The following is a 17835-nucleotide window of genomic DNA, read 5'->3' on the forward strand; positions in this document are numbered from 1 at the left end:
AGTGATGCGCCGGCGCGGTCAGATTCACCGCAGGACGTGACGCGGTAGCCAGAGCGAGATCTCCGGCAGGTAGGTGACGAGCATCAGCACGAACAGCATGACCCCATAGAAGGGCCAGATCTTGCGCATGACCTCTTCGAGCGAGACCTTGCCCACCGCGCAACCGACGAACAGGATCGCGCCGACTGGCGGATGGCATAGGCCGATGCCGAGGTTGAGCAGCATGATCATGCCGAAGTGCACGGGATCGACGCCGAAATTCTGCATCACCGGCAGCAGGATCGGCGTGGCGATCAGGATCGACGGCGCCATGTCCAACAGCGTGCCGAGCAGCAGCAAGAGCACGTTGAGCAGCAGAAGGATCACGTATTTGTTGCTGGAAATCGACAGGAAGAACGCTGTCATCTTTGCCGGCATCTGCGTCAGCGCCATGATATAACCGACGGCGGAGGCGCAGGCGATCAGCGTCATCACCATCGCGACGGTGCGCAAGGTCCGATGCAGCAGCACCGGCAGGTCGCGCCATTTGTAGTCACGATAGATGAACATCGTGACGAAGAACGCCCAGATGCACGCCACTGCGCCGGCTTCGATCGCGGTGAAGATGCCGCCCAGAATGCCGCCGAGGATGATCACGAGCGTGATCAGGCCCCACGCCGCGTCGATCGTGATCTTGATGGCATCCTTGGCTGGCACGGTGCGGCCGTGTGGGTGGCCTTCGCGATAGGCGATCACCAGGCACAGGATGATCAGCGAGAATCCGATCAACAGTCCGGGGAAAACACCGGCCATGAACAGCGCGCTGATCGAGATGGTGCCGCCGGTCGCGAGCGAATAGAGGACGGCGTTGTGGCTCGGCGGCACCAGCAACGCTTGCACCGAGGACGAGATCGTGAGGTTCGTGGCGAACACGCGCGGATAGCCATTCTTCTCCATCTCCGGGATCATCACCGAGCCGATCGCCGACGTGTCGGCCACGGCAGAGCCGGAGATGCCGCTGAGGAAGGTCGTCGCCAGCACGTTGACGATCGAAAGGCCGCCGCGCAGCCGGGTCAAGCCGACCAGCACGTCGGCAAAGGCGACCAGCCGCCGCGCCATGCCGCCTTCGGCCATAATGGCCCCGGCGAGCACGAAGAACGGGATCGTCAGCATGGCAACCTTACTGACTCCGTCCGAGATCTTCAGCATCAGGGCTTCCAGCGGAATGCCGACCGACAGCGCGCCGGCGATCGCTGCCATAGCCAGCGAATAGGCGATCGGCATGCCGATCAAGAAGCACACGATCATCGTGCCGAGGAGGATAAAAATGTCCATTGCGATAACTCCCGGCTCACTCGAAGGGGGCGGTTTCGGAATGCTTGCCGATCGGGTCGGGCGGTACGCCGAGGAAAATCCGTTCGATCACGAACAGGAGCAAACAGGCGCCGCCGATCGGAATCGGCAAATAGGTGACGCCGACCGACAGCGACGGGAAATCGGGGATGGTGTTGTACCAGGTGACCTCGACAAGACGCTCGCCCCAGATCAGCATAAACAGCGCGATCAGCGCCATCAGCAGCTGAACCAGTATCTCCGTCGCCCGTTGCAACGGCGCAGGCAGCTTATTGGCGAAATAGGCGACGCTCATGTGCAGGTTGAGCCGGTAGCCGGCGGCGGCGCCGATGAACGTCAGCACGATCGTCAGCAGCACCGCCGTTGGCTCCGGCCAGGAAGCCGCACTGTTGAGCACGTAGCGCGTAAACACGGCCCACGGGATCACCGCGGAGATCGCGACCAGCGCGGTGCAGCCGACGATCACGCACGACAAGTAGAGAAAGTCCATCGCTCGGCGAAACAATGCGGCCATCCGCGTTTCCTGCTCTGTCAGTGGTTCCGTTTGTCGAGGCCAAGGCGCGATGAGCCGTCATTGCGCCTTGACATTTCGGTCGAGCATGAGCATTCCGGAGGAACGATGGACGCTCATCCGGATCATGCTCAGAGCGCCTGAATGCGCTGGATCATGGCCTGGTATTTCGGGCCATACTTGTCCCACACGGGCTTGACCGCATCCTGGAATGGCTTCTTGTCCGCGATCTCCACGATTTCGCAGCCGGCAGCCTTGGCTTTCTCCATCGCCGTCGTTTCGTACTTCTTCCAGAGCTCGCGCTCCTCGAGCTGGGCTTCGCGCGCGAACTTCCTGATCAGCGCCTGGTCGTCGGCAGACAGCGCCGTCCAGGACCGCTTGGAGAAGCAGAGGATCTCGGGAATGATCAGGTGCTCGGTCAGCGAGTAGTATTTCGCAGCAGTGTAGTGGTTGCTGAACACATAGCTCGGCGGATTGTTCTCGGCGCCGTCGATCACGCCGGTCTGGAGCGAGGAGAATACCTGGTCGTAGCCCATGGCGATGCCGTTGCCGCCGAGCGCGTTGACCATGTCGATGAAGATCGGATTGCCGATCACGCGAAGCTTTAGCCCCTTGATCTCGGCGATCGACTTGATCGGATGCTTGGTGTTGTAGAAGCTGCGCGCGCCGGAATCCATCCAGCAGAGAGCGACCAGATTGGCATTGGGGCTCGCAGTGATCTTGTCGAGGAGCTCCTGGCCGACGTCGCCGTCCATCATCTTCCAGGATTGCGCCACGTTCTTGAACAGGAACGGCATGTTGACGACATTGATGTCATCGACGATCGGACCGACTGCGCCGGCGCTGACGCGCAGCATCTGGATGGCGCCGATCTGGGTCTGTTCGATCGTTTCCTTCTCGGCGCCAAGCTGCGCAGAAGGATAGGTCTGGATCGAGAGGCGGCCTTGGGTCGCTTCGGCGAGCTTCTTGCCCATGCTCTCCACGGCGGCAACCGTCGGATAGCCGACCGGCTGCACGTCGGCGGCCTTGAACACGGCCTTGGTTTGGGCGCGGCCCGACGAGATCGGAGCGATCGTGGCAGCTCTAATCCGGCGCTCAATTTGATGAAATCACGGCGTCTCATGGTAGTCCTCCCTCAGTGCTTGTTTGGTGTGCGTCGTTGTTGACCGGAGATACGGTCATTCCGTGCCGGCGAAAAACTCCGGATTGATGTGTTGGGTCTCGGAGATGTCGCGTAGCAGCAGGTTGAGATGCTGCTCCATCGCAATCCGCGCGCGTTGTGGATCGTGCGCCTCGATCGCGGCGAGGATCGGTTCGTGCTCGGCTATCACCTGCCTCATGCGCCCGGCGACCGGCAGCGTCAGTTGGCGATAGCGGTCGACATGCACTTTCACATGCAGGATCAGCGTCCAGATTCCCGGATATCTCGCGACATCGGCGACGGTGGCGTGGAACAGCTCGTCGGCGTGGTGAAAGGCGACGCGGTCACCGGCTTCATCGGCCTCGCGCTGGCGCTCAACGATCGACCGCAATTGCAGAATCTGGCTTGTGGTGGCGCGTTCCGCCGCGAGCCGCGCAGTGGTCTCTTCCAACGCCTTGCGGATGATGATGGCCTCGGGCAGGGCGGCGAGGGGGATGCGGGAGACGAAGATCCGGATTGTGGGAACACGTCGAGCAGGCCCTCGTCGGAGAGTTTGAGGATCGCCTCGCGCACCGGGGTCCGGCTGACGCCGTAGGTGAGCGCGATGTCGGCCTCCGAGATCACGTCACCGGGCTGACGGCGCATCGAGACCAGTTCGCCGCGCAATTCGCTATAGATGCGCGACGACGCCGTCGCCCGCTGCGGCGGCTTACCGCGGCGCGGGCTGATGCCGGCCGCAGTGGGAGCGGGAGCGGCCAGGGTTTCCTCGTTGTGCGCGTGGGCATGCTTATCGTTGTGGTTGAAACTGATATATTAGTATACGAGGAGATCTGGGAGAAGATCAATTCAACAGATCGGCCGGATGTTGCGTTGCGGTAGGACCCGCAAGGCGCGGCGAGCGGTGAGACGCCGGCTTTCGTCGGGTTCAGCGAATAGCTCCGCGCTCATGTGTCCCTCCTTGAATTCATTCCCCAAGTCTTCCTAGGGTCGTGCGGAGCGGAGAGTCCAAGTTGAAGGGAGTATCGATCGATACCGATTTTGGATTGATGCGGCGACCACGAAGTCGCCAACACTCCAATCGCTTTGTCTTCGCAGGCAGGGATGAGTGCGCTACGACCCGATTTCGAAAACATTGAAGGATAGGTCCGTGACTGACTATCGCAAGCTCTTTGATCTCACCGGAAAGACGGCCGTGGTGCTCGGCGCCGCACCGGGCATCGGCAAATCGTCGGCCGAGGCGCTGGCCGGACTCGGCGCCCGCGTCGTCTGCGCCGATCGCGCGCTTGACGCGGCAGAGGCGACGGCTGCGGGCATTCGCGACAAGGGCGGCTGGGCCGAGGCGGCCGCATGCGATGCTGCGAGCGCTGCCGACGTCAACACGCTCGCCAAAACCGTGATGCGGAAGTTTTCGCGGCTCGACATCGCCGTGACCACGCCCGGGCTCAACATTCGCAAGACCATCCTCGACTACACCGAGGAGGATCTCGACCGCGTCCTGAATCTCAACGTCAAGGGCACGGTCTGGTTCTTCCAGGCCTTTGGCCGCATCATGGTCGAGCAGAAGGGCGGCAGCATCATCGCCTGCTCGTCGGTGCGTGCGGTGACGATCGAGCCGGGCCTCGGCGTCTATGGATCGACCAAGGCAGCGATCGGACTCCTGGTGAAGGGCTTTGCCTCTGAAGTCGGCCGCTCCGGCGTGCGCGTCAACGCGATCGCGCCGAGCATCGCCGAGACCGCGCTGACCAGCCCGTTCAAGCAGCGGCCCGACATCTACAATCTCTACGCGAGCCACACCGTGTTCAACCGCTGGAGCAGCGCCGACGAGGTCGCGACGGCGGTGGCCTATCTCGCCTCGGACGCCGCGAGCTATGTGAGCGGCAGCACGCTGTTCGTCGATGGCGGCTGGACCGGGGTCGACGGTCCGCCGACCGGTCTCACCCAGCTGCACACTTGAGGTTCGCGATCTTAGCCGGCAAAGCCCACGCGCTGGCGCAAGTCCCTGTGATCTGCCGCCGTCAGCAGTGCGATCAGCGCGGCGGCTTCGTTCGGATGCGCTGCTTGCGTGGTCACGCCGGCCGTATACATCGTCACCAGCTCGCAGCCCGGCGGCAGCGAACCTGATAGCGCGATGCCGTCGGTTGCGATGATCTCGGTCGCCTGCGTGCATCCGATCGGCCGCGTCGCGGTGGACGACGCCAGCTCGCGCATGGCTGTTGCGCCGTTCGGAAAGATCTTCAGCCGCGACGTGACCTCATAGGCGATGCCGAGCTGATTCAGCACTTTTGCGACGTGCTGGCCTGCGGTCGAGGCCTTGGTGTCGGGGACGTAAATGGCGTCCGCTGACCGCAGGATTTCGCGGAGATCGGCCTCCGTTTTCACGATCGCCCTGGGATCGCGGTTGCGGACCGCAAGCGCGGTCTCGACCCGGCCGACATCTGCGATCGAGGAGGCGATGACCAGCTTCTCCGCGGCAAGCTTTGCAAGCAGGGTCTGGGTCAGGATCACGAGATCCGCTGGCGTGGCAGCCCGCAGCTTGTCCGCCATCACACCGACCGCGCCGAATTCGCCGTCGATGCCGAAGCCGGTCTGCGTCTTGAAGGGCTCGCTGAGGCCACGTACCAGGCCCTGCGCGGCGCCCCCGCTCAAGAGGTTCACTGTCGTCACGATGCAAGCTCGATGGCAACGATGATTTTGTCGCGTGTGATCGGCAGGTCGCGCACGCGTACGCCAAGGCAATCATGCACCGCATTCCCGATGGCCGCTGTAACCGGGCCGTGCGCCGCTTCGCCGGCGCCGACCGGCTCGGTCTCCGGCCGCCGGATGATTTCGACATCGACCATTGGCACCTCGCTGAAGGTCAGGATCGGATAATCCGTCCACGACGTCGATGTGATGCGCGCCCGATCGAAGCGAATGCGCTCCTTCAACACCCAGCTAGTCGCCTGGATTGCGCCGCCCTCGATCTGGTTAATGACGCCGTCCGGATTGATGGCCTCGCCGACGTCGACCGCAAGCGTCAGCCGCCTCACGCGGATCTCGTCGGCGCCCTCGACTTCGGCGATAGCGGCGCAATAGGCCCCAGTGTTCTTGTAGCGCGCAAAGCCGAAGCCGTGGCCGATGCCGGATCGCCTTTCGGGCTTCCAGGCCGCGCGTCGCGCCGCTGCACGGATGACCTCGCGTGCCCGCTCGTCGCGGAGGTGCCGCAGGCGAAACGCGATCGGGTCCTCGCCGCGCAGGGCGGCGATCTCGTCGAGCAGGGATTCGATCGCGAACACGTTGCCCTGCGCGCCGAGGGTCCGCAGCGCCGACGTACGCACCGGCATTGTCAGCAGGCGATGGCTCGTGATCGTCCAGGCCGGGAAATCGTAGAGCGGAACAGAATTGCGGTCGCCGCCGCCGCCATTGGCAGCGGGCGGGTTCGTCGAGATCATGCGCAGATGGGGATTTGCGATCTCGCTCGCCGCGAGCAATGCGGGCTGCGCCGCACGCCCGGGCCGCGCCGCGTGGCCGTTGCTCCAGATCGCATGACGCCAGCCGACGATCTCGTTGTCCGCATCGAGATCGGCCTCGACCTCGATGGCCATCGCGGCGCCAAACGGCGCGTGGGACATCTCGTCGTGGCGCGACCATTGCACCCGCACCGGGCGGCCGCCGGTCGATTTCGCCAGCAGCACGGCATCGAGCGCGACATCGTCAGCCGCATTGTGCCCGTAGCAGCCCGCGCCCTCCATATGCTCGACGACGATATTTTCGGCCGGCAGCTTGAGCACGAACGCGAGATCGGCGCGGAGCAGATAGACGCCTTGGCTGTGCGTCCAGACATGGACACGGTCACCTTGCCATTGCGCCATCGCGCAGGACGGCGCGATCGAGGCATGGGCGATATAGGGGCGGATATATTGCCGGCGGAGCGTGCGCGTTGCCTTTGCTGTCGCGGCTGCCGTCCTGGTGTCGATGATGGTCGTCTCGACTGGTTGGCTTCTCAGAAAGCCGGCCAGATCGTTTTCGTTGGGAAGCGGCTCGCCGAGCGACCAGGTCGCACCTTTGTGTAGGACCTTCAACGCCGCTTCCGCCGCGACCTCACTGTCGGCCACGACGCCTGCAAAGGCTCCGTCGCGGACGATGCCGATGAGACCGGAAACGCGGCGTGCGGGCGCTTCGTCGAGCCCGATCAGCTTCGCGCCGGAGACGTCCGGCCGCAGCACGCGTCCGTGCAGCAATCCCGGCAGCGCATGATCATGGATGAACCGCGGCCGCGCGAACACCTTGTCGGGAATGTCGATCCGCTGGATCGCATGCCCGGCGACGACGCGTTTGGCGGCCGTCTTCGCCGAAGCGCCAGCGGTCGCATCGTGATCCAACGAGACGTCGCCAGCCAGCTCCCAATAGCTGGTCCTGATATTGCCGGGCCCCGAGATCATGCCGTCCTCGACATCGAGCAGCGCCGCGTCGACGCCAAGACGTTCGGATGCTGCCGCGAGGAAGCGCTGGCGCACCTCAGAGCAGACGTGGCGCAGTGCGCGGCCGGATTGCTGAATCGACAAGCTACCGGAGGTGACACCCTCATTCGGGCTCGCAGCCGTAGAGGCGCGGATCATGTCGATGCGGCCGAACTCCACATCGAGCTCGTCCGCCGCGATCTGCGCCAATGCCGTGACGATGCCCTGGCCGATCTCGACCTTCCCGGGCGAGATCGCCACGCGGCCTTCGCCGGTGAGCCTCACCCAGGATGACAATCTAGGATTGGCTGCGAGGCTGACAGGCAGTTTCGGGGCAGGGGGCGGCGCACTCATGATGTTGCGATCTCCGAAGCCGCCCGGAGCACGGCGCGGACCATGCGGTTGTGCGATCCACAGCGGCACAGATTGCGATCGAGCGCCGCTCTGACCTCGGCTTCCGATGGCGATGGACTGCGTTTCAGCAGCGCTGCCGCGCTGATCAGGATCCCCGAGACGCAGTAGCCACATTGCATCGCCTGTTCGGAGATGAAGGCGCGTTGCAGCGGATGCGGTTGCTCGGCCGTGCCGAGGCCCTCCAATGTGACGATTTGCTTGTCCGCCACCGACCACATCGGCATGGCGCAGGAGGCCACCGCGCGGTTGTCGACCATCACGTAACAGGCGCCGCATTCGCCGGCCCCGCAGCCGAAATGCGGACCAGTGGTGCCGAGCCGGCCACGCAGCACATCGAGCAGCATTTGATCGGGATCGGCATCCACCGCCACTGTCGCGCCGTTGAGCTCGAATTGAATGGTGGGCATGAGCGGCGCGGCCTCAGGATTTGTCGAACTTCTTGACGATTTCGGCCCACTTCGCGATGTCGCCCCGCAGGAACTTGTCGAACTCCTCCGGCGTCATCGACATGGGCACGGCACCCTGCTCGGTCCAGAGTTTGACGATGTCGGGCCGCCTCACCATTGCGTTCACGGCTGAATTGAGCTTGTCGATGATAGGTTTTGGAGTGCCCATCGGGGCCATCAGGCCGAGCCAGATCGTCGCCTCGTAGCCGGGAACGCCGGCCTCGCCGGCAGTCGGCACATTGGGCAGCACCGCGGAACGCTGCTGGCCAGTGGTCGCGAGTGCGCGGACCTGGTTTTCTCCGATGTTCGGCGCCATCGTCGGCACCGCGTCGATCATCATCTGCACCTGGCCGCCGATCACGCCGCTGCGCGCCTCGCCGCTGTTGCGGTAGGGGACGTGGACGATCTCGATGCCGGCCATCGCTTTGAACAGTTCGCCAGCCATGTGATAGGGCGTGCCCTGGCCGGAAGAGGCGTAGTTCAACTTGCCCGGCTTCGCCTTGGCGAGCGCGATGAACTCCTGCAGCGTCTTCGCCGGAACTTGCGGGCTCACCACGATGACGAGATCGGAATAATTTACCGGCGCAATCGGTGCGAGGTCGCGCATCAGTTCGTATTTGCGCTGCTCCGGCGTCAGCAGCGATTCATTTGCGGTCTGGGTGTTGGACATCATCAGCAAGGTGTAGCCGTCGGCCGGCGACTTCGCCGCCTCGACCGTGCCGATGACGCCGCCTGCACCGCTGCGGTTCTCGACCACGAAGGGCTGGCCAAAGCGCTCCTGGAGTGCGTTGCCGATCAGTCGCGCCGCGACATCGGCCGGCCCGCCGGCGCCGAAGGGGACGACGATGCGAACCGCGTGCGCGGGATAGCCTTGCGCCAGGGACGGAGTCGCCGGGAAAGCGGTGAGGAGGCCGGCGGCCAGCGCCAGCATTATTTGTCGGGCCGTCACACCCACCTCCCTGAGTTCGTTTTTGTTGGCCGGCACTGTAGCGGCTACGGGCGCAGACTGTCGACGCCTCACAAAGTTGATTTCAGCTGGAATATCGGGCCGTTTTCGGTGTGGCGGCGGGGCATTCGCCGTCGCGGGGAGGAACAGGCCACGCGCGTGGTTTGAGCATCTTGCATGGGCATTGCCGGATAAATGCCCTCGGCTGTCCAGTATTTTGGTGTTACCAAATTGGGTATGAACCAGCACGCCAAGATCGAGATCCGTCACTCCACCTGTCCGCACGATTGCCCGTCGGCCTGTGCGCTCGATGTTGAGGTGGTCGAAGGTCGCAGCATCGGCCGCGTCCGGGGTCGAAAAAGCAGACCTACACGGCAGGCGTGGTCTGCGCCAAGGTCGCGCGGTACGCCGAGCGTATCCATCATCCGGAGCGGGTGACGTTTCCGATGCGCCGCACGGGTGCGAAAGGCTCCGGCCAGTTTGCGCGGATTTCCTGGGACGAGGCGCTGGACGAGATCGCCGATCGCTTCAACCGGGCCGAGCGCGAGTTCGGTGCGGAATCGATCTGGCCGTACTACTACGCCGGCACGATGGGGCTGGTGATGCGCGACGGCCTCAACCGTCTGACGCATGTGAAAAAATACTCGCGCTTCTACCAGACCATCTGCGCCAATGTCGGGCGTATCGGCTTTGCGATCGGAACCGGCAAGATCGCCGGCGCCGATCCGCGCGAGATGGCGCTATCCGATCTCGTCGTGATCTGGGGTACCAATCCCGTCAATACTCAGGTCAACGTGATGACGCATGCCGCGCGTGCGCGGAAGGAGCGCGGCGCGAAAATCGCAGCGATCGACATCTACGACAACGATACCATGAAGCAGGCTGATATCAAGATCCTCCTGCGGCCCGGCACCGACGGGGCGTTTGCCTGCGGCGTGATGCACGTTCTGCTCCGCGACGGCTATGCCGACCGCGCCTATATGGACAAATACACCGATTGTCCCGCCGAGCTCGAGGCGCATCTGCAGGCTCGCACGCCGGAATGGGCCTCTGCGATTTGCGGTGTGCCGGTGGCGGAGATCGAGGCCTTCGCCAAAGCCGTCGGCGAGACCAAGCGGACCTTCTTCCGGCTTGGCTATGGTTTCACGCGTTCGCGCAACGGCGCGACGCAAATGCATGCAGCGAATTGCATTCCCGCAGTGACCGGTGCCTGGCAGTACGAGGGCGGCGGCGCCTTCTTCAACAATTACGCGCTGTGGCATTTCAATGAAGCCGTCATAGAAGGTCATGATGCACTCGACAAATCGATCCGCGCGCTCGACCAGTCGCAGATCGGCCGCATCCTCACTGGAGATTCCGACGCTCTGCTCGGCAGGGGCCCGGTCAAGGCGATGTTGATCCAGAACACCAACCCGATGACGGTCGCGCCGGAGCAGGCGCTGGTGCGGCAGGGCTTTGCGCGCGAGGATCTGTTCGTTGCGGTGCACGAGCAGTTCATGACCGAGACGGCGCAGATGGCGGACGTCGTGCTGCCGGCGACCATGTTCATGGAGCACGACGATCTCTATTACGGCGGCGGTCACCAGCACATCTCGGTCGGCCCCAAGCTGATCGATCCGCCCGGGGAATGCCGCTCTAATCATCAGGTGCTGCAGGCGCTGGCGCCGCGGCTTGGCGCGGAGCATCGGGGTTTCGACATGACGCCGCGCCAGTTGATCGACGCGACGCTGAAGCTCAGCGACCACGGGGACATCGCCGGCCTCGAAGCCGATATCTGGCGCGATCTGCAGCCGGACTTCAGCACCTCGCATTATCTCGATGGCTTCGCTCATCCCGACAAAAAATTCCATTTCAAGGCTGATTGGGCACATCCGCCATTCGGCCAGACCATGGGCGATTTCGACAAGATGCCCTCGCTGCCGGACCATTGGGCTGTGATCGAGCACACCGACCAGGCTCACCCGTTCCGGCTCGCGACGAGCCCTTCGCGCAGCTTCCTCAACACGACTTTCAACGAGACCCCGTCCTCGCAGGCGCGCGAAGGCAAGGCGAGCGTGATGATCCATCCGTTGGATGCGGCCGCGCTCGACATCGCCGACGGCGATGCGGTGACGCTCGGCAACACCCGCGGCGAGACCTCGTTGATTGCCGTACTGTTCGACGGCGTACGGCGTGGCGTCCTGATCGCGGAATCCGTGCATCCGAACAAGAATCACATCGGCGGCCGCGGCATCAACATGCTGACCGGTGCGGACACCATCGCCCCGATCGGCGGCGCTGCGTTCCACGACAACAAGGTCTGGATCAGGAAAGCGGCCGCGGCCTGAGCTGCGCTCGCACTGATCGCGCGCAGATTTGCGTGGAGGCGCTAAAGCCGCGCCTCGTGGCAGATTGCCCTTGCACCGCGCACCCGAGCTGCCGCAAATGGCTGCAAAACGGGAGCAAGGATATAGCGTCATGACCGACACCGCAGGCGTCATCACCGAGAAGCGCGGGCAGGCGTTCTGGATCACCATCAATCGGCCGGAGAAGCGCAACGCGCTGAACGGCGATGTGATCGCGGGCATCGCACGCGGCTACCGCGATGCGCATGAGGATAAGGATGTCTGCGTCATCGTGCTGACCGGTGCGGGTGACAAGGCATTCTGCGCCGGCGCCGATTTACAGAATTCCGGTGCGGCCTTCGCGATGGATCATTCCAAACCGAATGTCGATTATGCCGATCTGTTGCGCCTGTCGCAGAACGCCACCAAGCCTGCGATTGCGCGCGTCGGCGGCGTCTGCATGGCCGGCGGCATGGGGCTTCTTTCCATGACCGACATGGCGGTTGCGGCGGATCATGTTATCTTCGGCCTGCCGGAGGTGAAGGTCGGCGTATTTCCGATGCAGGTGCTGAGCCTGTTGCAGGAGATCGCACCGCGACGCCTCGTCAACGAATGGGCCCTCACCGGCGAGCCGTTCGATGCGAAATCCGCGCAAGCTGCGGGCCTGCTCAATTACGTCGTGCCCACGGCCGAGCTTGATGCCAAGGTCGACTGGCTGATCGGCCGCATCGTCGACAAATCCCCCACCGCGATCCGCCGCGGCAAATACGCCATGCGCGCCATCGCCTCAATGTCGTTCGACGAGAGCATCGCCTACACCGAAAGCCAGATCGCGCTGCTGGCGATGACCGAGGACGCCAAGGAAGGGCTGAAGGCGTTCGGCGATAAGAGGAAGCCGGTCTGGACGGGGCGCTGAGAGAAGAGGCACGCGCCTCCGGGATATTCGGTAATTGCAGGCTACTGCTGGGACCACGCAAGGTAGACTGCGGTTGTGCTCCGTGTGGCTGAGTTGGCTACCGAGCGCTTGAGCTTTGCTTTGCGGCACGATGGGAGAGGCATCTCAATATCCGAGGTTTCGCAGTCGGGTTAGTCGATCTGCGGACCGGCAAGGTGCCTGTCTTGAAAAATTTGGTGTGGAAAAGGTCGTCTACGGGAAGCTAACTCTCCTTAGCTTCCCTCTCGCGTTTGAGGTGCGCGGTACCGACACATATCGTCGAGGCCTAGTCCTGTGCCACGGACTGGACGAATGTACAACAGGAAGAAGGAGAGATCAAATGTCGACCAGCGCGCTCATCCAGGCGGACGTCAGTAAGTTTCTGAAAGGTTTGTCCCGCAGTATCGAACTCGATCAGATCTACGTCGATTCTTTGCCTCGAGAGCAGTTTCTGGACATGTATGACGACAGCCTGTGGCGTGATTGGCGTCGCGATCATCGCGTGTTCATCGACAAGTTGCTCGCGTCCGCCGATGGCATGACCGCCTCGGCTCTGGAGCGTTTGACCGAGATCGCCCTGAGCTTCGACCCCGTGGTCGTCGGACGCATCATGCAGGAGACCTTCGCCGAGATCGTAAGTGGGAGCTCCGCGGAAGGCTGCGAGACGGCGCAGCACTTCTTCGAGTGGGTGGCCGGCGAAGTCGCGCGGCAGGGCCGTGGTAAGCGCCTCAACCGGATCGCCCGGAAGGCGATGTCGCAGTGGTTGCCTGCGATCGACCCCCTCGGCATCGCGCGGGATCCCGAGTGCGGATATCCCGAGCTCGGCGCGCGTGCCCGTGCTCACCGCATCAACCGCCCGCTGGCCTGAACAGTCGGTCGGTGGGCTGTCCGTCAAAGCAAGCGCCTCGACGACTCGCGGTCAAGTTGGGAGCCGCGCGAGGCGCGCGCGTAAGCAGCCGCCTTATCGTCCGACGCGAACGTCTCATGCGGATCGTCCTGGTATCTGCGCATCTCGAGCCTTTCGTCGTCGCCTCGTCTCGCGAACAACCAGACTCCGCGCGCGCTCACGTCTTCCTGATCGACGTAGTCCTCGACCGGAGCGCAATCGACCTGCAGTAATTCTTGAACGCTCCGAAACTACCCATTCCGCGACCTGGTCTAGCATCTCTCGCAGCTTCGGCGTCGGCGTCGACGCGCTCAGCAACTCGGCTTCGCACTCGAAGCTTCAGCACAGTCGGCGTGATCGCACCGAGCACGCACGCCGCGATGGCCAAGTAGACGCCCGCGAGCCGCAATGCGGGGACACCTACGAGCAATCCAGGGGAAGGGCGACAAGCACGGATACGCTCCGGCGGCGAAGAAAACACCGTGACGGAGCGGGAACTGGCGTCCAACACGAGCAGATGGAGGCCAACTACGACGATGCCGAGCGTCATGATCTGCGAGACTTGAAACAGGGCGAAATCGAGCGCCCATGAAGGGGGCGGTATACCGAGCGCCAAGAGGGCGAGATCGATAGCACGGACTATCGAGAACCTGTGCATGATCAGAACCGCTTCGCTACTTGCCGGCCGAACAGTGCTCCCCTGGAGACCAGCCATCCAGGCTGTGCGAGAAGTCGCATGGTTTGCTTCGGGCCGCTGAGGATTAGGCGGGAAGCAAAAATTTCTTGTCAGGCCGCGGATGGTGCCATCGCTTCCAGCAGGGCCGGCACTGCGAGGATGCTGATCAGCCGCTTGAGATTGTAGCAGAGAACGCCGAGGGCGAGCTCGGCCTTTGCCTTTTTCAGCCCCTTGACCAGGAAGCGGGGACCGGCCATCAGCCATTTCATGGTTCCGAATGGGTGTTCGACGCTCGCTCGTCGGCGGGTCATCCAGATCGGGTCAGCGATGGCCCGCCGGTGCATCGCTTCACGCTCATTCTCGTAAAAATGACGCACGATCACCCGTCGCGCGGCGTTCGTGCATTGCGCCTTGAGCGCGCAGGCCCCGCACGCCCGGTGTATTCCTTCTGCTGGGTCTGCGACGTCTTGAACAAGCTCAGCGTCTCCCCGGCCGGGCAGCGCCAGCTATCGCTCTCACGGTCGTAGCTGAACCGATCCCGGCTGAAGTATTGGGAGCGCTTCGGATTGACTGTCTCCGGCCGCGGCACGATCGCCGTGATCTTGTCCTGCTCGCAAAGTGCTGCGTGCTCGCCGTTCGAATAGCCGGTGTCGGCCACGACCGTGACCTCGCCGGCTTCGACCGCAGCCCTGCCCTGCACCGCCATCGGATGCAGCTGCTGCAGGTCGTTGCCCTCGTTCGTCAGATCGAACGCCACGATCAGCTTGTGCTCGGCATCGACCACCGTCTGCGCATTATAGGCGACCGCATGGCCATGTGGCGTGCGCATCAGCCGCGCTTCCGGCTCGGTCACGACCAACTGGTTGAGCCCGCGTGCCGCCAGATCCGGTGCCTGAGCTTGCAGTTGCTGCTTCTGCGCCTTGAGAGCTTCGATCGCAGCCGCGACATCGACAGGCTTGCCTGCCGAGCCCGCTTCCGTCCGGTCGGCTTCGTCCATCGACGCCAGATAGTCCGCAATCTTACGATCGATCGCCGCGTTCATCTTCGCGATCCGCTGCGGCGTCATCACCTGCTTGCCGCTCGCCACCGCCGCGATCTTGGTCCCGTCAATCGCCAGCAACTCCGCCCCGAACAGCGACTGCTCCCAGCAGAACCGGATGAAGGCACGGTAGACCTTCACGATCGCAGCCGCTTGGTCCTTGCGGAAGCCCGCAATCGTCTTGAACGACGGCGTCAGACGGTTCAGCAGCCACATCACCTGAACGTTGCGCTGCGTCTCCGCCTCCGGTCGGCGGCTCGCCCGCACCCGGTGCAAGTACCGATAAATATACAGCTTCAAGAGGTCGCCCGGTGCGTAGGGCGGCCGTCCCATCTCCTCCGCAACAGTCTTGGAAAATCCGAGCTTTTCCAAGTCCAGCCCCGCGACAAATGCATCAATTACCCGAACCGGATCGTCGCCGCCCACAACTTCGTCCAGAACTTCCGGAAAAAGCGTCGCCTGGTATCGCGATTGACCCGTCACGTGCGCCATCATCGCCTCGAATCAAGCCAAACCCAAAACACTATAACGCGCTGGTTTTCACGCAGCCTGCATCGCTACCACGACGACCAGAAGCGGATCACCGATTTCGACCCACGACCGGCACGTATGTGCCTGACCAGATTTTCCACAATGGCGACTGCGAATCGGCCAGGTACGGCGCCGACTGGATTCGTCAACGCACCGAGCAAGGCACTGGCAAACGCCGACAGGACCGCCGAAAGCATCATGTTCGGCTCGAGATAGATGACTGGGGCTATGAGAGCTCCTGCGATCGATCCGATTGCCGCCGAAACACCCCAAGCCAATGCGTTGACGAAGCGGACAGAAATGCCGACCGCGTGAGATGCCGCACGGCTATCGGCCGCAGCCCTTATCTTCAATCCGATACGGGCTCCGCGGGAAGACGCGAGGAGGGCCCCAAGACGCAGCCGGTCACGGTCAGCATTCCGATCTGATGATCGGAGACGCCACGAAGGCCAGCGCACCCTGAGGCCCCGAAAGATGAAGGGAAGCCCTTGACGGCTGATCCCCAAAGAAGAGCGGCAGCGCCGGATGGCAGCCCCGACCAAAAATGAACCGCAGGCGACGCGACCTTCGGCGTCCGATTCCAGCACGATCTCGGCGAACTGTTCCGGCGTCGACAGTCGGCTAAAAGTCTCGACGCCGATCTGGAAGGGTTCGTGCGAAGGAATCGGCGACTGGGCGCTCAGGCAGATGAGTCCCGATGCGGGGGCATTTGTTTTGAGACGGAGCGAGGAAGGCCTGCTCGATGGTGCTCAGGCAGATGAGTCCGGATGCGAGCGCATTCGTTCTGACACGGAGCGGGTAGGGTTCGCTCGATGGCGCTCTGGCAGACGAGTCCGGATGCGGGCGCATTTGTTTTGACACGGAGCGAGGAAGGCCTGCTCGATGGTGCTCAGGCAGATGAGTCCGGATGCGAGCGCATTCGTTTTGACACGGAGCGGGTAGGGTTCGCTCGATGGCGCTCTGGCAGACGAGTCCGGATGCGGGCGCATTTGTTTTGACACGGAGCGAGGAAGGCCTGCTCGATGGTGCGCAGGCAGATGAGTCCGGATGCGAGCGCATTCGTTTTGACACGGAGCGAGGAAGGCACGCACGATCGATAGTTCTGGAGGATGCGTCTGTGGAGGGAACGATCGAGAGAAGTCTGTGGAGCGTTTGGACGCCTCTCGCTCAATGAATGCTCGTTGCTAGATCAGCGGCTACGCTAGGTCATTCGACAGAGATCAAGCTGGTAGTCTTTGACGGGGAGCAGTTTTCACCAATTGTCCCCGCTATCCACTGCAACTATTGATCGAGTGGACCGTCACGCGATTGATGGACGATCGCGCGGCCAGTATGTGACGAGAAGGTGAACAACTGGCGGAGGTAGCATGAGCGGTCACGTGGCAAACGACTTGATTTTTTCGGAGCCTCTCGACGTTGATTACGACGACGTCGCGGATGATGACGCGGTCGTCATCTACACCGGTACTCCGGACGGCACGACCATCTTCTCCGAGCCGCTTGACGACTACTATGATGAAACCTCCGATTTGTCGGAGGCTGAGATCGCCGCGGGGATCACCTCGGCAGATTATGCCGATGCCGCGCCCTTCCTTGCTGATAGCGACGATTCACGGACGCCCAAGGAGCGCTTCTTCGCCATGGTGGAGCTGTCGTACGGACCGCGTTGGCAGAGGCCCTTATCCAGGAGCCAAAAATACACGCAGGGCCACCTGGGAGCTATCAGGGCCGGCTCCCGCGCCTTGACGCTTGAAGTGAAACGGAAGGTCCTCTCCGCTTGCCTTGCTCAGATCAGGCGAGATGAGGAGCGACTGGCTCGGGCGAAAGCGGCCATCATCGACGCTTTGAGCCGGTAACGGTATTGCCCTTCGGCGGTGCGGTCGGCATCGCCGGCTCGGTCCGTGAGGGAAACTTTGCCAAATCTGAGGGAAAGTCGAAAATGATATTCGAGAATCATCCTCATTTTCAGGAGCTTGCGACGCTCGACGAATCTTATGAATATATGAATACACGGCTCTGCCTTAGATAGCGAGTTTCCCTCAAAGTGGATCGCAGCAGTTGAGGGAAAGTCGGCCAAATCTGAGGGAAGCTCGGACTCGTGTTTCCCAGGCGCCGCCCCACTACTTCAGCGAAGCGGTGATTGAAGTCTCACCGCGGATGAGACAGCGCCAACACGTTTCCGGTCGAGAAGAACGCTCCGCAGAAACGTCTCCATA

Annotated in this window: 15 protein-coding genes and 2 pseudogenes; 5 read left to right on the forward strand and 12 right to left on the reverse strand. The window is 62.8% G+C overall.

What is annotated here, in order from left to right:
• Positions 1 to 24 precede the first annotated feature (24 nt).
• The 5 genes and pseudogenes from ACTGJ9_RS18265 to ACTGJ9_RS18285 all read right to left on the reverse strand — a co-directional run.
• A complete protein-coding gene (locus ACTGJ9_RS18265; protein ID WP_456678171.1) occupies positions 25 to 1314 on the reverse strand; it encodes a TRAP transporter large permease in 1290 nt (429 codons plus the stop codon).
• A 16-nt stretch (positions 1315 to 1330) separates the two neighbouring features.
• Entirely contained in the window at positions 1331 to 1846 is a 516-nt protein-coding gene (locus ACTGJ9_RS18270) for a TRAP transporter small permease (protein WP_456678172.1), read from the reverse strand.
• A gap of 128 nt (positions 1847 to 1974) precedes the next feature.
• Positions 1975 to 2877, reverse strand: coding sequence for a TRAP transporter substrate-binding protein (locus tag ACTGJ9_RS18275; RefSeq protein WP_456678173.1), 903 nt, complete (start codon positions 2875 to 2877; stop codon positions 1975 to 1977).
• A 144-nt stretch (positions 2878 to 3021) separates the two neighbouring features.
• Positions 3022 to 3435 (reverse strand): GntR family transcriptional regulator, encoded by a 414-nt coding sequence (locus ACTGJ9_RS18280; RefSeq protein WP_456678174.1) that lies wholly within the window; start codon positions 3433 to 3435, stop codon positions 3022 to 3024.
• Between the two features lie 119 nt (positions 3436 to 3554).
• A pseudogene (locus ACTGJ9_RS18285) lies at positions 3555 to 3629 on the reverse strand (GntR family transcriptional regulator); the annotation flags it as partial.
• Between the two features lie 502 nt (positions 3630 to 4131).
• Here ACTGJ9_RS18285 and ACTGJ9_RS18290 point away from each other — a divergent pair.
• The gene (locus tag ACTGJ9_RS18290) at positions 4132 to 4938 is read left to right on the forward strand and encodes an SDR family NAD(P)-dependent oxidoreductase (RefSeq protein WP_456678175.1); all 807 of its coding nucleotides are present in this window, start codon (positions 4132 to 4134) and stop codon (positions 4936 to 4938) included.
• A gap of 11 nt (positions 4939 to 4949) precedes the next feature.
• Here ACTGJ9_RS18290 and ACTGJ9_RS18295 read toward each other — a convergent pair whose 3' ends face one another.
• From ACTGJ9_RS18295 to ACTGJ9_RS18310, 4 genes are read right to left on the reverse strand one after another with little or no spacing between them, the layout of a single operon-like run.
• Entirely contained in the window at positions 4950 to 5648 is a 699-nt protein-coding gene (locus ACTGJ9_RS18295; RefSeq protein WP_456678176.1) for a molybdate ABC transporter substrate-binding protein, read from the reverse strand.
• Positions 5645 to 7777 carry a molybdopterin cofactor-binding domain-containing protein gene (locus tag ACTGJ9_RS18300; protein ID WP_456678177.1) on the reverse strand — a complete coding sequence of 711 codons (2133 nt, stop codon included), beginning with the start codon at positions 7775 to 7777 and terminating at the stop codon, positions 5645 to 5647. The genes ACTGJ9_RS18295 and ACTGJ9_RS18300 overlap by 4 nt, the downstream gene beginning before the upstream one ends.
• Positions 7774 to 8244 carry a (2Fe-2S)-binding protein gene (locus tag ACTGJ9_RS18305; RefSeq protein ID WP_456678178.1) on the reverse strand — a complete coding sequence of 157 codons (471 nt, stop codon included), beginning with the start codon at positions 8242 to 8244 and terminating at the stop codon, positions 7774 to 7776. The genes ACTGJ9_RS18300 and ACTGJ9_RS18305 overlap by 4 nt, the downstream gene beginning before the upstream one ends.
• Positions 8245 to 8257: 13 nt before the next feature.
• Positions 8258 to 9214, reverse strand: a complete 957-nt coding sequence (locus tag ACTGJ9_RS18310) for a tripartite tricarboxylate transporter substrate binding protein (protein ID WP_456678569.1) — start codon at positions 9212 to 9214, stop codon at positions 8258 to 8260.
• 252 nt (positions 9215 to 9466) lie between these two features.
• Between ACTGJ9_RS18310 and ACTGJ9_RS18315 the strand changes: the two are divergent.
• From ACTGJ9_RS18315 to ACTGJ9_RS18325, 3 genes and pseudogenes are all read left to right on the forward strand, one after another.
• A pseudogene (locus ACTGJ9_RS18315) lies at positions 9467 to 11556 on the forward strand (molybdopterin oxidoreductase family protein).
• 130 nt (positions 11557 to 11686) lie between these two features.
• Positions 11687 to 12469, forward strand: a complete 783-nt coding sequence (locus ACTGJ9_RS18320) for an enoyl-CoA hydratase/isomerase family protein (RefSeq protein WP_456678179.1) — start codon at positions 11687 to 11689, stop codon at positions 12467 to 12469.
• Between the two features lie 358 nt (positions 12470 to 12827).
• The gene (locus tag ACTGJ9_RS18325; RefSeq protein WP_456678180.1) at positions 12828 to 13355 is read left to right on the forward strand and encodes a hypothetical protein; all 528 of its coding nucleotides are present in this window, start codon (positions 12828 to 12830) and stop codon (positions 13353 to 13355) included.
• Between the two features lie 804 nt (positions 13356 to 14159).
• On the opposite strand, the gene ACTGJ9_RS18330 is transcribed toward ACTGJ9_RS18325, so the two are convergent.
• The 3 genes from ACTGJ9_RS18330 to ACTGJ9_RS18340 form a co-directional block, all read right to left on the reverse strand.
• Positions 14160 to 14432 carry a transposase gene (locus ACTGJ9_RS18330; protein WP_456678181.1) on the reverse strand — a complete coding sequence of 91 codons (273 nt, stop codon included), beginning with the start codon at positions 14430 to 14432 and terminating at the stop codon, positions 14160 to 14162.
• Positions 14429 to 15583, reverse strand: a complete 1155-nt coding sequence (locus ACTGJ9_RS18335; protein ID WP_456678182.1) for an IS1182 family transposase — start codon at positions 15581 to 15583, stop codon at positions 14429 to 14431. The genes ACTGJ9_RS18330 and ACTGJ9_RS18335 overlap by 4 nt, the downstream gene beginning before the upstream one ends.
• Before the next feature lie 62 nt (positions 15584 to 15645).
• Complete coding sequence (locus tag ACTGJ9_RS18340; RefSeq protein ID WP_456678183.1) at positions 15646 to 16206, reverse strand: ABC transporter permease subunit; 561 nt, start codon at positions 16204 to 16206, stop codon at positions 15646 to 15648.
• A gap of 780 nt (positions 16207 to 16986) precedes the next feature.
• Here ACTGJ9_RS18340 and ACTGJ9_RS18345 point away from each other — a divergent pair.
• Positions 16987 to 17475 carry a hypothetical protein gene (locus ACTGJ9_RS18345; protein ID WP_456678184.1) on the forward strand — a complete coding sequence of 163 codons (489 nt, stop codon included), beginning with the start codon at positions 16987 to 16989 and terminating at the stop codon, positions 17473 to 17475.
• Positions 17476 to 17835 lie beyond the last annotated feature (360 nt).

Source organism: Bradyrhizobium sp. RDM12 (assembly GCF_051917485.1).
GTDB lineage: Bacteria > Pseudomonadota > Alphaproteobacteria > Rhizobiales > Xanthobacteraceae > Bradyrhizobium.

Coding starts and splice junctions, on each gene's coding strand:
- ACTGJ9_RS18265 (WP_456678171.1), bottom strand. CDS start 1,314: ATGGACATTTTTATCCTCCTCGGCACGATGATCGTGTGCTTCTTGATC.
- ACTGJ9_RS18270 (WP_456678172.1), bottom strand. CDS start 1,846: ATGGCCGCATTGTTTCGCCGAGCGATGGACTTTCTCTACTTGTCGTGC.
- ACTGJ9_RS18300 (WP_456678177.1), bottom strand. CDS start 7,777: ATGAGTGCGCCGCCCCCTGCCCCGAAACTGCCTGTCAGCCTCGCAGCC.
- ACTGJ9_RS18305 (WP_456678178.1), bottom strand. CDS start 8,244: ATGCCCACCATTCAATTCGAGCTCAACGGCGCGACAGTGGCGGTGGAT.
- ACTGJ9_RS18310 (WP_456678569.1), bottom strand. CDS start 9,214: ATGCTGGCGCTGGCCGCCGGCCTCCTCACCGCTTTCCCGGCGACTCCG.
- ACTGJ9_RS18320 (WP_456678179.1), top strand. CDS start 11,687: ATGACCGACACCGCAGGCGTCATCACCGAGAAGCGCGGGCAGGCGTTC.
- ACTGJ9_RS18325 (WP_456678180.1), top strand. CDS start 12,828: ATGTCGACCAGCGCGCTCATCCAGGCGGACGTCAGTAAGTTTCTGAAA.
- ACTGJ9_RS18335 (WP_456678182.1), bottom strand. CDS start 15,583: ATGATGGCGCACGTGACGGGTCAATCGCGATACCAGGCGACGCTTTTT.
- ACTGJ9_RS18345 (WP_456678184.1), top strand. CDS start 16,987: ATGAGCGGTCACGTGGCAAACGACTTGATTTTTTCGGAGCCTCTCGAC.